We start from the raw sequence: 20,096 nt of genomic DNA, 5'->3' as shown, positions 1-20,096 counted from the left end.
GTCATCCCCCCTTCGGAGGGACGATCTGGAGGTAGATCGCCGTGAGGATCATGTTCACCGCGAACAGGAGCATGAAGGTGATGACGACGGACTGGTTGACCGCGTCGCCCACCCCCTTGGGCCCGCCGCGCGGGTTGAGCCCTCGGTAGGCGGCGACGATGCCGGCGATGAAGCCGAAGATCAGCGCCTTCAGTTCACCGATGTAGAGGTCGGGGAGCTGGGCGAGGGCGGAGAAGCTGGCGAGGTACGCGCCCGGCGTGCCGTCCTGCATGATCACGTTGAAGAAGTACCCGCCGAGGGTGCCGACCACGGACACCAGCCCGTTGAGCAGGACGGCGACGAACATGGTGGCCAGCACGCGGGGGACGACGAGACGCTGGATGGGCGAGACGCCCATGACCTCCATGGCGTCGAGTTCCTCGCGGATCTTGCGGGAGCCGAGGTCGGCGCAGATGGCGGACCCCGCGGCCCCGGCGATCAGCAGCGCCACGATGAGCGGGCTGGCCTGCTGGATGACCGCGAGGACGCTGGCGCCACCGGTGAAGGACTGGGCGCCGAGCTGTTCGGTGAGGGAGCCGACCTGGAGGGCGATGACCGCGCCGAACGGGATGGAGACGAGGGCGGCGGGCAGGATGGTGACGCTGGCGACGAACCAGAACTGCTCGATGAACTCCCGTACCTGGAACGGGCGGCGGAAGACGGCCCGGCCGACGGCCAGCGCGAGGGCGAACAGCTGGCCGGTCTGGCGCAACGGGGCGAGGAGCCGCGAGGGCTGTCCTGGCCGCGGTGTCTTCCCCGGGGCCGCGTCGGTGGCCGGCTCGGGCGGGCGTACGGGCAGTGGTGCCGTCATCGGCGCCCACCGTCCAAGGTCGGCGTGTAGCTGTTCATGATCGCCGTACGGGCGGCCTCCGGCAGCTGGCCCATCATGGAGATGACCCGTTCCCGGCGGCGCAGGGCCGCCTGCCGTACGGGCAGCCCGGGCGACGGCTCCAGTTGCGGTACGACGGTGCGGGGCCCGGACGAGTGGGTGGAGCTGTTGGTCCGCTCCGCTGCGAGGGTGGCCGCGTCCTTCTCCTCGGACATGCCGATGGGGCCTTCGCGTCGCCCGGCGAGGAACTGCGACACGACGGGCATGTCACTGGTGAGCAGCACCTCGCGCGGTCCGAAGGTGACGAGGTTGCGGCAGAACAGCATCCCCATGTTGTCGGGGACGGTGGCCGCGATGTCGAGGTTGTGGGTGACGATGAGCATCGTCGCGTCGATCTGCGCGTTGAGATCGATGAGGAGCTGCGAGAGGTAGGCGGTGCGCACCGGGTCGAGCCCGGAGTCCGGCTCGTCGCAGAGGATGATCTGCGGATCCAGGACGAGGGCGCGGGCGAGGCCGGCGCGCTTGCGCATCCCGCCGGATATCTCGCCCGGCAGCTTTCCCTCCGCGCCGAGCAGTCCGACGATGTCGATCCGCTCCATGACGATGCGGCGGATCTCGGACTCCTTCTTGCGGGTGTGTTCACGTAAGGGGAAGGCGATGTTGTCGAAGAGTGACATCGAACCGAAGAGGGCGCCGTCCTGAAACATGAGCCCGAACAGCTTGCGGGTCTCCATGATCTCTCGCTCGGGGCTGTTCACCATGTCGACGCCGTTGATGAGCACACGGCCCTTTTCCGGCTTCAGCAGTCCGATGATGGATTTCAGGAACACGGTCTTCCCGGTGCCGGAAGGACCGAGCATGACGCTCACCTCACCGGCCGGCAGCGTGAGGCTGACGTCCTGCCAGATGTTCTGCTTGCCGAAGGATTTCGTCAGGCCTTCGACGACTACTTCGATTCCCATCGGCCCTCCCTCGAAGTGGTGGTGAACGACGTCATCTGTCAGCGCTCCGGCTCCGGTAAATGCAAGGACGGCTCGTCACACATGCACCAGGAGGCGCACGGTATGTCCGTCGAATCCGCCAGGACAAGCCGTTGAACAGCGGAGATCGTCGGACTTCGATCTCTGGGAGGAGCGCTTGTCACCGAGTGACAAACCCGCCCGGCGGCTTTGTCGGAATCTGCGCAAGCTCTCCGGGTGCACCGGGGTCCCGCGGCCCGGGGGCCGGGCCGTGGGACCCCGGCGGCCGGGAGACGCCGCCCCGGTTGGAGGGTTCGGGCCGGCGGAACTCCCGGAGGAATCCCGGGTCAAGGGGGCGCGACCAGGACTCCACGTGCGTCGGACGAGCAGGTACGGATACGTTCCGATCCGCTCAAGCGGGACGCTACGGGCCGGTAACCTGAGTTCGCAATAGCGTTTCACGAACTTTCTCCGTGGTAATCGCGCGGCGGCTTTTTCTTGTGCCCCGATGAGTAATCGGCGCGCGAAACCTATCGAAAGGTGAGGGAATGGAAGCCGGGGCGGCGGGCCCCGGAGCCTCCCTCCGGACACGCCGAAGCCCGCCCCGACCAGGGTCCATTCGGTCGGGACGGGCTCAGGGGCGATCGATCGGCAGGCGCATGAAGTGACAAGAAGCGGAGTGCGGCGCCCGCCTGCCGGTCTCCGGTCACTTCACCTACTTCACCGCGGAGTGCCAGGCCTCGGCGAGCTGCTTGCCGGCGTCGGGCACCGACAGGCCCGGGGCCGTGAGTCCCACCGTGGAGGTCTTGGCGTCGTTCAGGACGAGGTTGCTGGTCCCCGCCGCCGCGGGCAGTCCGACCTTGAGGTCGATCGCCCAGCTGAGGATGCCACCGAGACCGCAGCCGTTGGCCTTCGGCACGGAGAACTGGTTGTCGCCCTGGCCGGCACCGGACAGGGCGAACTGGATCAGCGAGCCCTCGTCCGCGTTGTCCGTGCCGTCACCGTTGAACCTGGAGACGGCCAGCGACGGCATGCTCAGGTTGCCGGGGTGCAGGACCACGGGGTCACTGTTGCTGCCTATGTAGCACTTGGAGCCGAGCAGCGGGTTGTCCAGCCGGATCTTGATGGGCAGCGTGACGATCGGCCCGGAGGAGATGCCCGCGACCAGGCTGAAGTCGGTCGGCGCACCGGCCGACTCGACCGTCGCGGTCACCTTGTTGAGGGTCGCGTTCGTGATCTGACCGCATAGGGTGGAGACGACCGGCACACCGCTCGGGCACATGATGCCGAGCAGACCACCGGGGATCGTCGTCTTGCCGCTGATGATGGAGCCCTCCGGCGGCGGAACGACCGTATAGGTGCCCTCGGCCGGGTGCTGGATGACACCGAACTGCAGGTTCGTCGAGCCCGTCGTCGCCTCGGTGTTGCCCAGCTTGATCGATCCGTTGGGCGAGGTGGACGTCACGCACAGGGGGACGTCGGTGTCGCCGTCCGCCGCGAGCATGGCTGGGGCGTCCACCGGGCAGCGGTCGAACGGGGCCCAGCCACCGTTGAGCTGGGTCGCCGAGGCGGTGGCGGCACCGGCCGGCGACGCGGTCAGGGGCATGACCAGCGCGGCGGACGCCGCGACGGCGCCTGCGGCCTTGATCCAGGTCTTCGAGGCAGATCTCATCGTTCCCTCAATTCGGTTAGGGCTCGGGGGATTGCTGTGCTCGATGCGATGGTTCGTGCGACCGCGGGGGTCAGCGGATGGCCTTGGGGATGTCCAGAGGCTGGTTCTCCGGCGTGCAGCCGGCACCGGTGAAGGAGACACAGGGCGCCCCCTGTATCTGCTTGACGAATCCGGGAGATCCGGACAGGGACGCGGTGAAGAGGCTGTCCAGATCCTCGTCCACACCACACCCTGCGAAGGGCGGAATGGTCGCCGACCCCGTCAGCGGCCCTCCGCTCACCAACGTGTAGCCCTCCAGTGGCTCAGGTATCGCCCATACGCCCTTGCCGACGAGGGAGAGCCTGAAGGGGCGTTCCGTGCGGCAGTTGTCGCCCACCTCGAGCGGGGTCCCGTTGACCTTGACGTCACGCAGCCGCAGGACGAAGTCCACGTCGACGGTGGTCACCGTCGTGTTCTTGAACCCGTCCAGCCAATCGACAATCAGGTGCGAGTTCACATTCGCATCCTCTTTCGAGTTCGCCTTGGGGGGTATCTGGGTCATCTCGAGGGTCGCTGTCGTCGGCATGAATCCGAACGTCAGGAACGTGCCCGTGGTGGGTGGCAGCTGCGGTTTCCCCCCGTACTCCAACACCATGGACGCCTTGATGAACACGTGCGTCTCCGGGGGGCCGATGATCGAATCACTCTCGTACTGGTGAATCCGCGCACAGGCAACAGGAAATTTGTTCGCGCCGTTCAGTTTCGTCACATTCGCATACCCGGCCACATAGGTGACCATTTCCCATTCGTCCTTCGAGTCACCGACGCACGGAGGGGCGTCGCCCGGTGCGGGGTCCTCGGCCCTCGTCCCCACCTCGGGTACGAGGGTCCGGCCCCTGTCCTCGTCACCATCGGGCCAGGCCGCGGACACCGTCGGCTCGGGGGCGGGCTCCCCGCCCGCGTCGCCGATGTCCAGGGTCGCCAAGGTCACCTCCTGCCCCGGGTCCGGTGCACAGGTCAGGTCGGTGGTCCCCGGTTCGGTGGGGAGTCCCTCCGACGTCTTGGTCGTGAACACCCCGGAAAGGCCACCGGCCTCCATCGAGAGGCTGCCGCCCCCTCCCGGCTTGACGTAGGGCACCGACCCTGAGGTGCTCAGCGTCAGGCCGCCCTTGTCCGGTATCCGCGTGGGCTCGGCCGTCGTACCGATCCATTCGGCCTGGGCATGCTGGTCCCCCTGCGCGATGTCGACGGAGAGTCGCAACTCGGCCGCCACCGTCGCCGCTGTGGAACCGGCGTGTCCGTCGAACGCCCCCTCGGGCAGCGTCACGTCCAGGGCCATGTCTTCAGGCTGTATCGTCTGCCCGGGCTGAGCCGACTCGGGAACACTCGCCGCGATCCCGACCTTCACCGGCTGTTCCCCCCCGGGGAAGTCGCAGGTGTAGGCGAGCTCCGCGTCGATCTCCTGCATACCGGACGCGGCCTGCGCACCGGGGATCATCCCCCCGAGCAGCACAGCGGTGGCCACTGCGGCACCACGCGCGGTGCGCCTGCGCGTTCCCGTCATACGACTCCCCTTCACTGGCGATGTCCCCTTCTCGAACAGACCGGACGTGCCTCGTGCGAGGGGCGGACCCACCGCGCCCTCCTGCTCACTCGCTACCGATGCGACCGGGTCAAGGGGCGCTGCACAAGGGCCGGTTCGTCCGTACCGCCGGGCGGCATGACCACCGAGCGGCTCGTGCCGTACGCGTTGTCACCTGGGGCCGCGACACCCGGGCAACCGACAACGGCTGGTCGACGAGTCAGCTCGCGGGTGGTGCTGTCGCTGACGCGTCCAGCCGGCCGGTGGCGGTCGGTGCACGTCGCCGCGGGTCGCCCGGACAGCTTGACGGCGCCGTGGTCAGGTGAGGCACCTCCGGATGAACCGCGCACCGGAGACGAATCGCACAGCGGGCGGACCCGCCGTGCGATTCCTCATCACCCCTTACCGGACGTGTGACCGGATCAGGGGGTGTAGACGATGGACGGCTTGGTGGTCGTACCGGTCTTGACCGTGTTGTACGTAGCGGTGTAGGTCGGGTTCTGACCCACGGCCGCGATACCGGCACAGCCCGCGGAGGCGGTCGCGACGGTCAGCTTGTAGGTGGCGTTGTTGCTGATCTTGAGCTGGCCGGTGGTGTTGCTGTAGTCGGCCTTGACGTTGCCCGTCACCGTGAAGGTACAGGTGAGAACCGACAGCGTGGCCTTCACACCGGCGATGGACCCGCTGGTGGCTCCGGCACTGTAGGTGTTCGCCTTCAGCTGCCACGCCGGGGAGGTGTTGGCGGTCGGCGTCACCGGGCCGAACGGGCTGGTGCACCCGCTCCAGGTCAGTGGGGTGATGGTGCCGACCGTCACGTTCGTGGTACCCGAGGCGGTCGCCAGAACGGCTTTGGCTGCCGATGACGTACACGTCAGCGGGATGCCGTTGAGGCTGAGCACGATGGTGCCGGTGGATGTGGCCGTCACCGGCACCGGCGAGGGCGCGGGGCCGACGGTCCAGGTGGGAGCGGCCACGCCGGCGCTGGCGGTGGTGGCGCCGAGCGCGACAGCGGCGGTGGCGGCACCGGCCGCCAGCGCGATCTTTCTCAGAGAGTTGCGCACAGTGATTTCCTCCGATTCGACAGTGCGGGCGCACTGTTGCGGGGACAGCACCCGAATTCCCGCAAAGACGCAGGGAGTGCCGCGATGAATCGTGTTGCGTGGGGGCCGTGCTGCTCATTCAGCCACACACGTTCTGTGACAGGGCGTGACGTTACTTGCGGGAAACTTCGAGCACAATCCTGTGGGTCAAGATTGGTTCGGCAAGTTTTTTTCCTCGTCAACAGGTCACTAATTCACGCGGCGCACTTGTCACTTGGTGCGCAATTTCGCCGGGGAAGAGGACAGGGCGTCCGCACACACGGCCCGGTGCGACCGCCGGCCTCGCGTCGGCGGTCGCGACGCGGTCCGCGGCCGAAAACATTGTCCGGAAGTGAGTACTTCCCGCCCCACCTGCACCGAAGCCCCACAACGGGGCCCCTCTGTGTGCCCCTTGCACTTCGATCTTGTCCGGACGGTGTGCACCCCGCCCGACTTGGTCTATCTTCGGCGCCGATGTTGGTATACACCTGTCGGTCCGTGGGAGCGCTTCCCCCACACCTCCCACCCACGCCGGGCCCAGGAAAGCAAGGGGACGGTCATGCCGAGACTCATCCAGCCGCTGGACACCGGAGACCCGCTGGGGCCCCTCCCCCAGGAGTTCGCCGCGATCATGCGGCCAGAACTGCCGAGCCTGATCAAAGAGATAGGCATGGAAGTGACCCGCGCCTATCCGGAATACGCACGGCTGCTGAACGGTCCGAACGGCACATCCATCCGTATGGGTGTCGAACAGAGCCTTTCCTCCTTCGTCGACCTGGTCGCCGAGCCCTCGGCCCCCACGGTGCTGCGCGACGACATGTGCCGACGATTCGGCAGGTTCGAGGCGTACGAGGGCCGCACCATGGACGCGCTCCAGGGGGCGTACCGGCTCGGCGCACGCGTCGCGCTGCGGCGGGCCAAGAAGGTGGGCCGGAGTTACAACTTCTCGCCCGCACTCATGCTCAGTTTCGCCGACGCGCTGTTCGCCTACGTGGACGAGCTCGAGTCGCTGTCACGTGAAGGCTTCATGGAAGTGCAGGCCCAGTCCGACCAGCAGAGCGAGGCGGTACGCCGCCGGCTGCTGCATCTGATCCTCACGGGCCGACCGGTGCCCCGCAGTGCGATCGCCGAGCTGTGCGAGCAGACCGGCTGGACGCTTCCCGAACAGGTCACACTCGTCGCCGTACGCGCCCCCGCCGGCCTCGACCGGATCAGCGCGGACCCCGACGTCCTGATCGATCCCGGTGATCCGCAGCCGCACCTGCTCATCCCCGGCCCGATGGACGACGCGCGGAGGGAGATGCTCGGGCGGACGGCCCCCGGCGGTGGTGCGGCGATCGGTCTGACCGTGCCGACCGCGCTCGCCGCCGACTCGATCCGCTGGGCCCGCCGCGTCCTCGAACTCGTCGACGCGGGAGTCATCGACGACGCGCCCGTCATCCACTGCGAGGACCACCTCGTCACCTTGTGGCTGCTGTCCGACCTCGCCCTCCTCGACCAGCTCGCCGAGCGTGAACTGGCCGCCGTCGCGGGCATCAGCGCCACCCGGCGCGAGCGGTTGATCGAGACACTGCGGATCTGGCTCGACACCCGTGGCACCGCTGCCCAGATGGGCGCACTGCTGGATGTCCATCCTCAGACGGTCCGTTACCGCATGCGCAGCCTGGAGGCCATCTTCGGCGACCAGCTCACCGATCCCGAGAGCCGCTTCGCGACGGAAGCCGTGCTGCGCGCCACGCAGTTACGGGCTCGCAGCGGTCAAGCCCTCAACTGAGTCGCTTCACACGCTGCGATCCGAGTCAACTTACCCTCAGGTAACGCGAAATAGACGGTCAGTCCCAAACGGTTGCGACACGGAGACGTTCTCAACAAGAAACCCGGAACTGCGTCCCGTTACATAGGGAGGAGCGGTGGCCCACCGGTCACCGCGGAGCACCACCTCCTGGCCGACCATCCGAGAGGGAACCCCCGCATGACCGCTTCGCATCTCCTCGTCCCCGTGCCGATCCCCGACCGGGTCGCCGCACTGATCGGCTCCTGCACCCCGCCGCACATCCTCCAGGCGGAGTTCGACGCCGACTGCGCCGCCCGCGAGGTGCGCAGGTTCAGGGGACCGAGGCTCGGCATCGAGGACCAGGCCGACCGCGAGCAGGCACTGTCCGAGCTCGCGTGGGCCAACAAACTGCTCTCCGCCCACCACCCGTACCTCGCGGTGCATCCGGACGACGCCTGGTGACACCTGCTTGCGGAGCGGCAGCCGCCGACTTACCTTACTCAAAAGTAAGTTTACTCTCGAGTAAGGATCTGGCGTGGCCGACAACAGCAGCGGCGACCTGACGGAAGAACTGGCAGGGCTCGACTTCGCCGCGGTCTCCCCCGAGGAGTTCGCACGCATCGTCAAGGGCCTGTCTGTCAAGCAGCTCGGCGAGGTCATGCACGGCGACCTGCGCGCGCGGGTCCTGAGCGAGGTCTTCGGCCGGATGCGGCAGCAGTTCCGGCCGGCGGCGGCCGGCTCGCTGAAGGCCCTGATCCGCTGGAAGATCACCGGCGAGAGCGAGGAGGTCTACGAGACCTCCATAGCCGACGGCGCCTGCACGGTGAGCGCGGGCCGCTCCGAAGCCGAGCCCCGTACGACGCTGGTGATGAGCGACGCCGAATTCCTCAAGCTGGTCTCCGGCAACGGCAACCCCGTGACGATGTTCATGATGCGCAAACTGAAGGTCGCCGGTGACGTCGGCCTGGCCTCGGGCCTGACCCGCTACTTCGACATCCCGAAGGCCTGAGCCCATGAGCTACTTCTCCCTCGCCCTGACCGAGGAACAGCAGGACCTGCGTAACTGGGTGCACGGCTTCGCCGCCCAGGTGGTACGCCCCGCGGCGGCCGAGTGGGACGCCCGGGAGGAAACCCCGTGGCCGGTCATCCAGGAGGCCGCCAAGATCGGTCTCTACGGCTTCGAATCGCTCGCCGACATGTACGGGGACCCCAGCGGCCTGTCCCTCCAGATCGCCAACGAGGAACTCTTCTGGGGCGACGCCGGGATCGGCATGGCCCTCTTCGGCACCTCTCTCGCGGTCGCCGGTATCTTCGCCTCCGGCACACCCGACCAGCTCGCCGAGTGGGTCCCGCAGTGCTACGGCGACGAGGACGACCCGAAGGTGGCCGCCTTCTGCGTGTCCGAGCCCCAGGCAGGATCCGACGTCTCCGCGATGGCGACGAGGGCCCGGTACGACGGAGCCAGGGACGAGTGGGTGCTCTCCGGCCAGAAGGCGTGGATCACCAACGGCGGGATCGCCGGGATACACGTGGTGGTGGCCTCCGTCGAACCGGCGCTCGGCGCCCGCGGCCAGGCCGCGTTCATCGTCCCACCGGGAACCACGGGTCTGGCGGCGAGCCGCACCATCAAGAAGCTCGGACTGCGCGCCTCGCACACGGCGGACGTCTTCCTGGACGACGTGCGCGTGCCGGGCCACTGCCTGCTCGGCGGAAAGGAGAAGCTGGACGCCCGCCTCGCCCGAGCCCGCGAAGGCACCACCGCCAAGGGCCAAGCCGCGCTGGCCACCTTCGAGGTCAGCCGCCCCACCGTGGGCGCGCAGGCGCTGGGCATCGCCCGCGCCGCGTACGAGTACGCGCTGGAGTACGCCGGAGAGCGCGAGGCGTTCGGCAGGCCGATCATCGAGAACCAGTCGATCGCGTTCGCCCTCGCCGACATCCGTACGGAGATCGAGGCCGTGCGCCTGCTGATCTGGCAGGCCGCCTGGATGGCCCGCAACGACCGGACCTTCGACGCCGGCCAGGGCTCCATGTCCAAGCTCCGCGCGGGTGAACTCGCGGTATCCGCGACGTCGAAGGCGGTCCAGATCCTCGGCGGCGCGGGTTACAGCAGGGAGCACCCGGTGGAGCGGATGTACCGCGACGCCAAGATCTACACGATCTTCGAGGGCACGAGTGAGATCCAGCGGCTGGTCATCGCCCGCGCCATCTCGGGCCGCCACATCCGCTGACGCGCCACCACGGCGGCCTCTGTTTCTCCTTGTGTGTCAAGTGGCGTAGACCGGGGGCGCGTCCGTGTCATACAACTGAGGCCACTGATCGAGCCGTTGTCGTCGAGATCCCGTGGGGAGACCGCCATGTCCGGTGAGGCCACGCACTGCTGGATTGTGGTGCTGGACATCGAGAACTTCAGTTCCCGGTCCGATCCGATCCAGCGTTCCCTGCGGGCCGGGATGTACGAGGTGCTTCGTGCAGCGCTCCTGACGGCCGGGCTGTCGGACGATGACGTCGTCACCGAGGACCGTGGCGACGGCGTCCTGATGATCGTCTCCGCGACCGTCTCGCCGATCGTCCTCGCCGGGCCGTTCGTACGCGCCCTCGACGAAGAACTGCGGCAGAAGGCCGACGTCTACAGCCTCGCCCACGCGATGCGGTTCCGGGTCGCAATGCACCAAGGGCTCGCCGCTCGGGACGGTGAGGGATGGTCCGGGGACGCGGTGAACACCGCTTGCCGGCTGGTGGACGCGGGTCCGTTGCGCGAGGTCCTGGCCGCCGCGTCCTCGTCGCGGATGGTCTTCGTCGTGTCCGACGAGATCTACCGGGCCGTCGTTCGGCACGGGCACCGCTCGGTGGACCCGGCCGCGTACCTGCCCATGCCGTTCCGGACCAAGCACGGCGAGCTCATCGAAAGCTGGGTGACCGTTCCTGGATCCCCCGCGCCCCCGGGTCTCCCGGCCGCGTCACCCGGGCAGCACGGACAGGAGTTACCGGGCGAATCGTCCGGGCACGTCGGAGCCGAGCCCGGTGGCGTCCGCACCGACACGGGCAGCCGTCGTCCTGCGGGCGGAGGCGGCATCAGCGTCGGGACCGTGCACGGAGACGTGTTCCAGGGCGACAAGACCGTCAACGTCAATACCACGGGGCCGGTCAGACCATGACCACACCGACGGGGGGAGCGCCGGCTGCGGGTGCCGTGGGAACGGCACCCGCAGCCGGTACGGGGGGCGGGCCGGGCGGGGCTGCGGCGGGCAACACCGCAGCGCCGTCCGGCCCGGCACAGCCCGCCGGTCCGGCCGCCGGAACGCCGGCCCCGTCCCCGGACGGCGCGGCCGGCGGAGCCGGCGCGCAGGGCGGCGATCCTCCCCGGTCCGGCCCGGGTGCCGAGTCCTTCGAGGCGACGGGCCGGATGGGAGAAGGGTCCCTGCGCCACGACCGGGTGCGCGACGCCTTCGCCAACGTCGAGGGCGATGTCGTCGGCGGCGACAAGTACGTCCTGCTCCTCGGCGGTGCTCGGCGGCGCCTGCGGACCATCTCACCGTTCATGGACGAGCGGGTCCGTTTCGCCTACCAGGAGCCTCCCGGCCTGCCCGCCGCCCGCGAGGCACTGGCGGGCCGGCATCTGCTGATCCTGCGCGGCGCCCCCGGCTACGGGAAGACAGCCATGGCCGTGCGCCTGCTCCAGGGCATGGGGGCCACCACCAAGTACCACCTGGACAGTGATGTCGACTTCGGCTCCCTCGCCGATCTCCTGGAGCGCGGCACGGAGTCCATCGAGCGCGGTGCGGCCTTCCTCCTCGACCAGCCGTCCGCCATCACCGGACTGCGCGGAGAGGTGTACGAGAAGGTCCAGGGCGCGCTCGCCGTGGCGGGTGCCTGGCTGGTCATCACCGTCTCCAGCGCCGAGGTCGCGGACAGCGAGCTCCTGACGGCCGTGGTCGACGTCACCGAGGCGCCCGACCAGCGCGGCATCGTCTCCACACATCTGCGCTGGCGGCTGGGCGACGCCGTCCGGGACCGGCTGGTCGCCGACGCCGACATCGCAAGACTGCTGGACGAACTGCTCACCGGCGACCCCGCGTGCAAACAGGCGGCCGACCTGGCGTCCGCCATCGTGGAGGAGTGGGACACCGGCCGGCTGGATCCCGAGAACATCAAGAAGCGCCGCGCCCGGCAGGCCGACGAGGACTTCGACATCTGGGTCGAGAGTCTGCGGGAGCCAGCGGTCCGGAGCCTCGCCCTGGCCCTCGCCGTCCTCAACGGCCTCCCCCAGGAGTACATAGCCACTGCCGCCAGGTCCCTTCGCGAGCGACTGGAGGGGGACGGCCCACAGGTGCTGATACCCCGCCCCGACGGTGACCTGCCGCTCGTGAAGAACCCCTTCGCCGCACCACGCCGCACCCAGCTGACTCGGCTGCGCGCACGGGACACGGCGAAGAAGGACGGCGAGCCGGGCCGCGCGCTGGAGTACAAGGACCCCTCGTACGCACGACGGGTCATCCGGCACGCCTGGAGCCAGTACGAGATCCAGGGCGAATTGCTCGGCTGGCTGTCCGACCTCGTCGTGGACCTGGCGGAAGAGGTGCGGGTCTACGCGGCCGTGGCGCTCGGAGCGATCGCGGCCGAGTCCTACACCTACCTCCGCGGCGAGCTCCTCCACGGCTGGGCCCTGAGCGAGAACTGGATGTACCGCGACGCCGCCGCGTACGCGCTCCAGGTCGCCTCGCGCGACCCCTGGATCGCGGAGAAGGCGGACGAACTGGTGCAGGGCTGGTTCGCCGACCGCAGTCTGCCGTTCGCACAGGCCACGGCGGCACGGGTGTACGGCATGCGTAAGGACGCCGCGCCTGCCGTCTCGGCGCTGGTTCGCCTCGCCGTCGTCGACCACGCTGCCGTGGCCGTGGCCATCGGCCGCAGCCTGACCGATCTGCTCGCACGCAAACGAGACCCGGAGGATCCGGCGGACAGGGTTGACTCGGTGGGCACGACGGGAATGGTGCTCCACATTCTCCACGAGCGGTCCGCCGACCACCGGAGCAGGCCGACGGCCCTGATCTCGTTCCTGATCGTTGCGGCCCAAGTGGTCGTGGACAAGGAGGAGTGGCAGACCGGCGGCGAAGTGGAGCAGTGGCCCGCCCTCCTCTACCTGGCCCACCACAACGAGGAGTTGCGCACACCGTTCATCGCCCTGTGGCGTGAGTCCCTCAACCAGGCGGACTTCGGCGAGGAGGCGCAGCAGGTGCTGCGCAACTGGGCCGCGCTCGCCGAACGCGACAGGATCCTGCGGGAGATGTTCCGGCTGATGGTGGGCGCGATGGCGTACGGGGACCCGAGGACGGGACGGATCTTACGACGGTGTGCGGCCGACTGGGTCGACCGGGACGAGCTGGCACCACTGCCCCTGGTCTCCGCCGTCGTCCATGCGCAGCTCGATCTGGAAAGGGTGTGACATGTCAGTCTCACTGATCCTGAACAACAAGCCGGTGCCTCGTTCACAGCTCGCCACCCTGCCCGGGCTGCCGCCGAACTTCGCGGTCGTGTACGCGTTGAAGACAGGTGGCTGGGAGATCGAGTCGCCCAGGCATCTGACGGTCGCCGGACGGCTGCAGAACAGGTACAAGCTCTGCTACGTCGTGGACCTGGGTGACCACCGGCGCACGGCCAAACTCACCAGGACTCCGCTGACCTGCAAGGACCAGGCACACCGCTTCGAAGCGACCATCGACGTCGGATTCCGGGTGCACGACCCGGTGGCGGTGGTGCGGGGCAATCTCCCCGATGTGCTGAGCGCCGTCTATCCGTATCTGATCAGCAGGATCCGGCCGATTGCGGCGCGGTTCGCGATCGACGAGGCCTTCGAGGCACAGGCCAGGATCAACGGCACCCTGGTGCTTCCCATGGCGCTGGCCGAGGGTATGACGATCTTCTACTGCGATGTGCAGCTCGAACCCGACGAGGCGGCACGGAAGTTCGTCCGCGGTCGCACCGAGGCGGGCCGCTCCTCGGAGATGGGCCGACTGCAGCACCACGCGGTCCTCGGGAACACCCGCCATCAGGAGGCGGTCAAGGACATCGAGCAGGAAGCCCGGACAGCGCGGGAACAGCGGGAGCGTGCCGCGCTCTCCTCCGTACAGTTCGACTTCCGCGGTCTCATCCTGGAGCACCTGGCGAAGCATCCGGGTGACACCGAGAAGTCCATGGAGCTGCTGTTGCGCTGGGACGAGGGGCGACAGGCACGAGCCCTGGACCAGGAGCAGCGTCAGGTCGAGATGGTCCGGTACATGATCGACAAGGGCATCGTGCGGGAGGTGGACGTGCCCGGCCTGCGGGATGGTGTGCTCGGGACGTCGGCCGTCGCGTTCGGTGGGATGCTGCCGCCGGGCGCCGGGGCGTCCGCGCAGCCGGCTCCGGCAGCGGCGCACGTGTTCCCGCCTGCGGCGCCGCGATCGCCTTCCGCGAGCAGGCCCCCTACGCCTCCGCCGTCGGCCCCTCCGTGGGGCGGCACCCGTCCTGACGGCGCGCAGGTGCCGGGCGGCTCCCCGTCCGGCGCGCCACCGGACGATCCGGCGGTGGCCGGTCTGGCTCCGGTCTACGTGGTGCTGGACACCTCTCCGGCCGCAGCCGGCTGTGTCACCGAACTGCGTGACGCGTTGCGGTCGTTGCAGACCGTGCTCGCCAACAGCCCGGACGTGACCTCGGCGGTGCGGCTGTCCGTGCTGACCTTCTCCGACACTGCCGACGTCCGGCTGCCGCTGACGCAGATCTCGTGGCAGACCGGCGTTCCCGATCTCCAGACCGGGGACGGCTGCCGGTACGAACCCGTTTTCCGCCGACTGCTGGAGCTCGTGCCCCTGGAGACGGAACGGCTCAAGCAGCAGGCGCGGGTCAACCGCCCTACCGTCTTCTTCCTCGCGGTGGGCGACCCGGAGGACGGCGGCGAGTGGCAGGCCGCACAGCAGGAGTTGATGCGGCACCACTACCGGCCGAACATCGTCGCCTGCGGCATCGGCACGACCGACCGGCGGACGGTGGCGCGGATCGCCAGCCCCGCCGAATTCGCCGTCGCGGCCCACGCTCAGGCGGGCCTCCGGGAGTCGGTCGCGCAGTTCTCGATGCTTCTCCAGAACACCGTTCTCCACCTGGGGCGAAGTGCGGTCGCGGGTTCCTCGGAGCTCGACCTCGAACGCCCCCAGGGCCTGAGCCCCATCGAAGATGTCGAATAGAGAGACTTCGAAGACATGGCCGAAAACCAAGGGCAGTTACTGCCGGTGTACGTCCTGGCGGACGAGTCCGGCTCCATGCATCCGTACGTCGGTGACCTCAATGCCGGACTCGCCTCGCTCCACCGGTCCCTGCTCGGCGAACCGATGGCCGCGGCGAAGGTCCGGTTCTCCGTGCTGGGGTTCGCCAACAGTGTGACCGAGCGGCTGATACTGGCCGATCTGCGGGCGGAGAACGAACTGCCCCGCCTGACGGCGAGCGGCGGTACGAGTTACGAGGCGGCCTTCGACGCACTACTGCGACGGATTCCGCAGGATGTGGACACGCTCAAGAGCCAGGGCTACCGCGTGCACCGGCCCGCGGTGTTCTTCCTCAGTGACGGCCAGCCCAACTCCGGTGAGGGATGGCAGGACAGGCACCGGGAGCTCACCGACCGCTCGGTGACCAAGGCCGCGCCCAACATCATCGCCTGCGGCATCGGACAGGCTGAGGCGGAGACGATGCTGAGCGTCGCCACCCAGTCGGACTTCGCCTTCATCTCGGTGCCGGGGGCCCAACTGGGCGCTTCCATCGCCGGGTTCTTCACCGCGCTGACCAAGAGTGTGGTGGAGTCCGGCAACGCGATGGCATCGGGACGTCCCGAGCTGGTGGTCGAGCGGCCGGAAGGCTTCCGGCTCGCGATTGACGAGGTGTGAGCGTGGCGCGACTTTTCGGGCGCCGGTGGGAGGGCGAGGAGGAGCCCCAGGGCCCCTCCGGACCGTCCGGTGCCGCGAGCCCGCCCGGTGCGCCCGGTACCCCGGGGCAGGGCCGGACGCCGGACGACCGGGCCCCGGCCGACGGGCCGTATCCCGTACGGCGTGGGCCCGGGGACGGGCTCTCGCCCGCCGAGCGTCTCTCGCCCGTACCCGGTCACGGCGCGTCCACCGGCCACGGGCCGTCGGCCGGCCACCGGGCCCCGGCGGGCGAGGGACAACGGGCGCCGTCCTCACCGTCGCACCAGCGGCAGGCCCGGGGTCCCGTTCCCGCGCAGGAGACGCGGGAGCCCCGGCTCCCCGGGGCTGGGCTCCCGCTCTGGGCACGAATCATCCTGGGCCGGCCGGCTGCCCGGTTCGAGCCGAAGCCACCTCCGGCAGACCCCTACCGCCCGGACACCCTCTTCGACGGCTGGTCCACACCGGAGCTCACCGTCCGGCTCGCCTCCGTACGCGGCGATGCGCACCGGTTCGGCGGGCAGCCGCGCCAGGACGACATCGTGGTGGCGTCGCACGAGCCGACCGGATCCGTGGTGTTCGCGGTGGCGGACGGGGTCTCGTCCGCCCCTCAGTCACATGTGGGCGCGGCGCTGGTCTGTCGTACCGCCGTCGCCGACGTGCTGCAGCAGCTCGACGAGGAGCGTCCGCAGGTCGACTGGAAGCGCACCGTGACCGCGGCGGCGTACCAGCTCCTCATGCGGGTGACCCGCGGCTCGGACCCGACCCCCGAGCAGCAGCGCGAGGCCCAGGTCCTGCTGGCCACGACGCTGGTGACGGGTGTCGTGCGGCTGACCGGGAGCGGCTTGCTCGAGGTCAATCTGGTGCATGTGGGCGACAGTGGCGCCTGGATGCTCCACAAGAAGCGATTCCACCCCTTGCTCGGCGGCAAGGAGGAGCGTGCGGACGGGGTCTTCTCCTCCGCGGTGTCCGCGCTGCCGTGGCTTCCGCCACAGATCGAGGGAACCTGGTACACGGTTCCCGAGGACGGGGTGCTGCTGGTCGGGACGGACGGGTTCGGCGATCCGCTGGGAGACGGTACGGGCATCATCGGATCGATGGTGGCGTACGAGTTGGGCCGCCCGCCACGAGAGCCCCAGGCCCTCGCGCAGCTGCTCGACTTCTCGCGCGAGACGTTCGACGACGACCGCACCCTGCTCGCCGTCTGGCCGCGTCACCGGCTCGACGAGAGCGGCAGCCCGGGAGCCGCGACCGCCTGGCCGCACGAAGCGGGCGGGGCAACGGGATGACCGGGGCCGGTCCGCAGGCCATGGACATCGGCCGTGTGACGAAGGGGCGGAAGTTCAACGCGGGCGGGCAGGGCTCGGTGTGGGCGGTCGAGGACCGGACCATCAACGGATCCTGGCCGGTGGCCTACAAGGAGTACCACGCCAGGATGCGCCCTGCGCTGAAGGCGGACGTCCTCTCCGAGATGGCCGGCTTCATCGCGTCCCTGCCACCCGACACCGGCCGTTGGCTCGCCGAGCGCACCGCCTGGCCGGCCATGCTGGTGACGGACTCCGCCGGGGTGAGCGGCTTCCTGATGCGGCAGATCCCCGAGCGGTTCTTCCGCCGGTTCGCCTTCGATCCGGAGAAGCCGCAGCCGGCCGGCTTCCAGTACCTGCTGAACCCTCCGGCCTATTTCGCGCGGGCGGGCTTCGCCATCACGCCTCGCCAGCGGTTCGAGCTGCTACTGGATCTCGCCGGTACGCTGGTGCGGCTGCATTCCCTCGGCGTCGTCGTGGGCGATGTGTCACCGAACAACGTGCTCTTCTGTCTCGACGGAACGCCCAGTTGCTTCCTCATCGACTGCGATGCCATGGCGCTGCACGGCAAGTGGGCGCTGCCGGCCGTGGAGACCCCCAACTGGGGGCTGCCCTCGGGCGAACGCATGGGCGCTGCCACCGGCGACACGTACAAGTTCGCCCTGCTCGCGGCGCGTCTCTTCGCGGGGGAGCAGGACGGCCGGGACGTGACGGTCCTCCGGGCCGCGGACGAGGCAGTGGGACGGCTCGCCGAACAGAGTCTGTCCGTTGCCCCTGCCCGGCGGCCGGTCCTGGAGCATTGGCTGGGCGCACTGGCCGCGGCGGTCGCCACCGCGCCGGCTACGCTGCCGCAGCCCTCCGCCGGGCCGCCGGCGGGCGCGCCGCACCGACGGGGAACGCCGGGCGGCCCCACCAGCCACCGCCCCCCGTGCCCAACGCTCCTCCGCCCGCACCTCTCGGCTCCTGGACGCCGCGGCCGGTCGGGACCGGAACGGGCAGGTCGAAGGCCGGCCGGCGGTTCGCCGCTCTGGTACTGATCGTCCTGGCCGTCGTCTACGGTCCGGATCTCTACGACACGTTGGCGCAGGAGGACCGGGCCGCCGGTTCCACCGGATCCGGCAGCACCGGTCTCTCGGAGGAGAGCTCCGGGTCGAGCGGTCCGGACTCATCCGACGAGGAGGCGACGGATGGTCAGCTCCGGTCCCTGGAAAGCCTGCTGGAACGCAACGAGGGCAACCGCAGCGAGGTGGGCGATGCGGTGAGCCGCATGACCACCTGTCCGGGCCGCTCCGGGCTCCGCGAGGTCAAGGGGGTGTTCGAGGACGCCGCGATCGAGCGGGGCGAGCTCGTGCGAGATCTGGAGGTCCTCGATGCGGACCTGCTGCCCTCCTCCATGACGGCGGACCTGCGGACCGGCTGGCAGGCCTCCGCCGACGCCGACCACTCCTACGCCCTGCTGGCCGAGGAGGTGATGGGCGGATGCACCTCCCAGGCCGTGATGTCCTCGTCGCACTGGCGGGACGCGTCCCGCGCCAGCACACGGGCGACGCAGGCGAAGAAGGACTTCGTGGCTGCCTGGAACCTGTTGGCCGAACAGCACGGACTGACCGCGATGTCATGGGACGACGTGTGATCACCCACCATCCGGAGCGGAGCCCTCTAATAACCTGAGCCGCTCAGCCGTTTCAGCTCGTCCGGCCGGTCGATGGTCAGCCGGTTGCGTCCCGTCGTCACCCAGCCGAGACCGCGCCACTGCTCGAGGACGCGGGTGACCGTCCGCCGCGAGCTGAGGACGAGCCCGGCGAAGTCGTCCTGGGACAGCGGGAGGGTGATGAGCACTGCTCCGTTGCCCTCCGGGCGCCCGTAATCCGCGCCGAGATCCAGCAGCAGTGTCGCCAGCCGGGCCTGGACGGCTTCCGATCCGACGGCTGCTCGATGGCCGTCCGACTCGCGCAGGCGCTCGGAGAGCACCTGCTGGAGCGCGAGCGCGACGGCGGGAACGGACCGGGCGGCCGCACGGAACGGGACCGAGGGGATCATCAGGGCCTCGACCCGGGTGAGTGAGGTGAGCGAGGCGGAGCGAGGCCGACCGTCCAGTGCGGCCTGCTCGCCCAGCAGGTCGCCGGCCCTGCGGATGGCAAGCACGGCTTGGTAGCCCGCGGCGGAACTGGTGGCGACCTTGGCGCAGCCCCGCCGTATGACGAGCAGGTGGTCGGTGAGGTCGTACTGCCGCAGCAGGGTTTCCTTGGGCGGAAACTCCACCAGGGTCCCGGCCGCCAGGAGCCGGGTCCTGGCATCGTCGTCGAGCAGCGACCAGAAGGACATCCGGCGCGGACGGTGGTGGGATGCGCTGTCCACGGCGGGCTCAGCCGAACGCGATGACGGCGGCTACCAGCAGACTGCCGACGACGGCCAGCGCCAGCGACTGCTGGACACGCTTGTGCTTCGTCCAGGCGATGGCGCTCATGACGACGAGCTGACGGCTGAGGGTGGGCAGGGCGTCCGTGTCCCCGAGCCGCTGCGCGAGGTCGTCGGGGGCCCAGTGGCGTAGATGGCCGTAGAAGAGGAACTCGTCCTCGCCGGGGCGGGGCGTGCGGCCTTCGCCGTTGTGGCGGGGAACGACGACGAGCACGGCCAGGATCGCGGAGATTCCGATGAGGATTACACCCGCCCAGAGGACGAGCTCCGCGAAGCCGCTCACGCGTCCGAGCGCGCGGCCACTGCCCGACAGCGCGGCGATGCCGGCGAGGACCGCGGATTCCATGGCCAGGGCGAAGGACGCCTTGGCATCGACCGTGCGGGTCGACTCGTGGAGCGAGGCATGGATCTGCCAGGCCGTCTTCACCGCGCGGGCCCGAGACTCTTCCTGCGACACTGAGGCATCCCCCGATTTCGAAGCCTGCGCCACTATAACCTCGGCACGTGCCGGTGCGGCGCCCCGTCGACAACCTCAA

At 69.3% G+C, this 20,096-nt stretch carries 18 protein-coding genes; 11 read left to right on the top strand and 7 right to left on the bottom strand.

All coding sequences use genetic code 11. From position 1 onward, the window contains the following. Position 1 precedes the first annotated feature (1 nt). The 5 genes from ACFYSH_RS07380 to ACFYSH_RS07360 form a co-directional block, all read right to left on the bottom strand. Positions 2-850 carry an MlaE family ABC transporter permease gene (locus ACFYSH_RS07380; RefSeq protein WP_388751313.1) on the bottom strand — a complete coding sequence of 283 codons (849 nt, stop codon included), beginning with the start codon at positions 848-850 and terminating at the stop codon, positions 2-4. Further along, positions 847-1,830, bottom strand: coding sequence for an ATP-binding cassette domain-containing protein (locus tag ACFYSH_RS07375; RefSeq protein WP_359464827.1), 984 nt, complete (start codon positions 1,828-1,830; stop codon positions 847-849). Before ACFYSH_RS07375 ends, ACFYSH_RS07380 begins: the two co-directional genes overlap by 4 nt. Before the next feature lie 712 nt (positions 1,831-2,542). Then, positions 2,543-3,499 carry a hypothetical protein gene (locus tag ACFYSH_RS07370; RefSeq protein ID WP_359464825.1) on the bottom strand — a complete coding sequence of 319 codons (957 nt, stop codon included), beginning with the start codon at positions 3,497-3,499 and terminating at the stop codon, positions 2,543-2,545. Between the two features lie 70 nt (positions 3,500-3,569). Next, entirely contained in the window at positions 3,570-5,042 is a 1,473-nt protein-coding gene (locus tag ACFYSH_RS07365; RefSeq protein WP_388751310.1) for a DUF6801 domain-containing protein, read from the bottom strand. A 440-nt stretch (positions 5,043-5,482) separates the two neighbouring features. Next, positions 5,483-6,121 (bottom strand): hypothetical protein, encoded by a 639-nt coding sequence (locus tag ACFYSH_RS07360; RefSeq protein WP_359464819.1) that lies wholly within the window; start codon positions 6,119-6,121, stop codon positions 5,483-5,485. Between the two features lie 577 nt (positions 6,122-6,698). On the opposite strand from ACFYSH_RS07360, the gene ACFYSH_RS07355 reads away from it, so the two are divergent. The 11 genes from ACFYSH_RS07355 to ACFYSH_RS07305 all read left to right on the top strand — a co-directional run bounded on the left by ACFYSH_RS07355 (position 6,699) and on the right by ACFYSH_RS07305 (position 18,775). Continuing rightward, entirely contained in the window at positions 6,699-7,913 is a 1,215-nt protein-coding gene (locus ACFYSH_RS07355) for a helix-turn-helix domain-containing protein (protein WP_359464816.1), read from the top strand. A gap of 198 nt (positions 7,914-8,111) precedes the next feature. Continuing rightward, positions 8,112-8,375, top strand: a complete 264-nt coding sequence (locus tag ACFYSH_RS07350; RefSeq protein WP_359464814.1) for a hypothetical protein — start codon at positions 8,112-8,114, stop codon at positions 8,373-8,375. Between the two features lie 73 nt (positions 8,376-8,448). After that, positions 8,449-8,922: an SCP2 sterol-binding domain-containing protein gene (locus tag ACFYSH_RS07345; protein ID WP_359464812.1), complete on the top strand. Its 474-nt coding sequence runs from the start codon at positions 8,449-8,451 to the stop codon at positions 8,920-8,922. 4 nt (positions 8,923-8,926) lie between these two features. Continuing rightward, positions 8,927-10,141, top strand: a complete 1,215-nt coding sequence (locus ACFYSH_RS07340) for an acyl-CoA dehydrogenase family protein (RefSeq protein ID WP_359464809.1) — start codon at positions 8,927-8,929, stop codon at positions 10,139-10,141. Positions 10,142-10,267: 126 nt separating this feature from the next. Next, complete coding sequence (locus ACFYSH_RS07335; protein WP_388751307.1) at positions 10,268-11,068, top strand: hypothetical protein; 801 nt, start codon at positions 10,268-10,270, stop codon at positions 11,066-11,068. Beyond that, positions 11,065-13,356 (top strand): hypothetical protein, encoded by a 2,292-nt coding sequence (locus ACFYSH_RS07330; RefSeq protein WP_388751305.1) that lies wholly within the window; start codon positions 11,065-11,067, stop codon positions 13,354-13,356. Before ACFYSH_RS07335 ends, ACFYSH_RS07330 begins: the two co-directional genes overlap by 4 nt. Before the next feature lies 1 nt (position 13,357). After that, positions 13,358-15,130 carry a hypothetical protein gene (locus tag ACFYSH_RS07325; RefSeq protein ID WP_388751303.1) on the top strand — a complete coding sequence of 591 codons (1,773 nt, stop codon included), beginning with the start codon at positions 13,358-13,360 and terminating at the stop codon, positions 15,128-15,130. Between the two features lie 15 nt (positions 15,131-15,145). Then, the gene (locus tag ACFYSH_RS07320; RefSeq protein WP_359478125.1) at positions 15,146-15,823 is read left to right on the top strand and encodes a hypothetical protein; all 678 of its coding nucleotides are present in this window, start codon (positions 15,146-15,148) and stop codon (positions 15,821-15,823) included. Between the two features lie 2 nt (positions 15,824-15,825). Then, positions 15,826-17,127, top strand: coding sequence for a protein phosphatase 2C domain-containing protein (locus ACFYSH_RS07315; RefSeq protein ID WP_388751301.1), 1,302 nt, complete (start codon positions 15,826-15,828; stop codon positions 17,125-17,127). Then, the gene (locus tag ACFYSH_RS07310; protein WP_388751299.1) at positions 17,124-18,179 is read left to right on the top strand and encodes a hypothetical protein; all 1,056 of its coding nucleotides are present in this window, start codon (positions 17,124-17,126) and stop codon (positions 18,177-18,179) included. Before ACFYSH_RS07315 ends, ACFYSH_RS07310 begins: the two co-directional genes overlap by 4 nt. Then, entirely contained in the window at positions 18,071-18,775 is a 705-nt protein-coding gene (locus ACFYSH_RS07305; RefSeq protein ID WP_388751297.1) for a hypothetical protein, read from the top strand. Before ACFYSH_RS07310 ends, ACFYSH_RS07305 begins: the two co-directional genes overlap by 109 nt. A gap of 26 nt (positions 18,776-18,801) precedes the next feature. On the opposite strand, the gene ACFYSH_RS07300 is transcribed toward ACFYSH_RS07305, so the two are convergent. Continuing rightward, positions 18,802-19,500 (bottom strand): Crp/Fnr family transcriptional regulator, encoded by a 699-nt coding sequence (locus ACFYSH_RS07300; RefSeq protein ID WP_359478116.1) that lies wholly within the window; start codon positions 19,498-19,500, stop codon positions 18,802-18,804. Between the two features lie 7 nt (positions 19,501-19,507). Further along, positions 19,508-20,017 carry a Pycsar system effector family protein gene (locus ACFYSH_RS07295; protein ID WP_388751295.1) on the bottom strand — a complete coding sequence of 170 codons (510 nt, stop codon included), beginning with the start codon at positions 20,015-20,017 and terminating at the stop codon, positions 19,508-19,510. Positions 20,018-20,096: the final 79 nt, after the last annotated feature.

The organism is Streptomyces sp. NPDC005791 (assembly GCF_042871485.1).
Classification (GTDB): domain Bacteria; phylum Actinomycetota; class Actinomycetes; order Streptomycetales; family Streptomycetaceae; genus Streptomyces.
The sequence above is the reverse complement of the archived record's forward strand: the minus strand, read 5'-3'. Positions and strand labels throughout refer to the sequence as shown.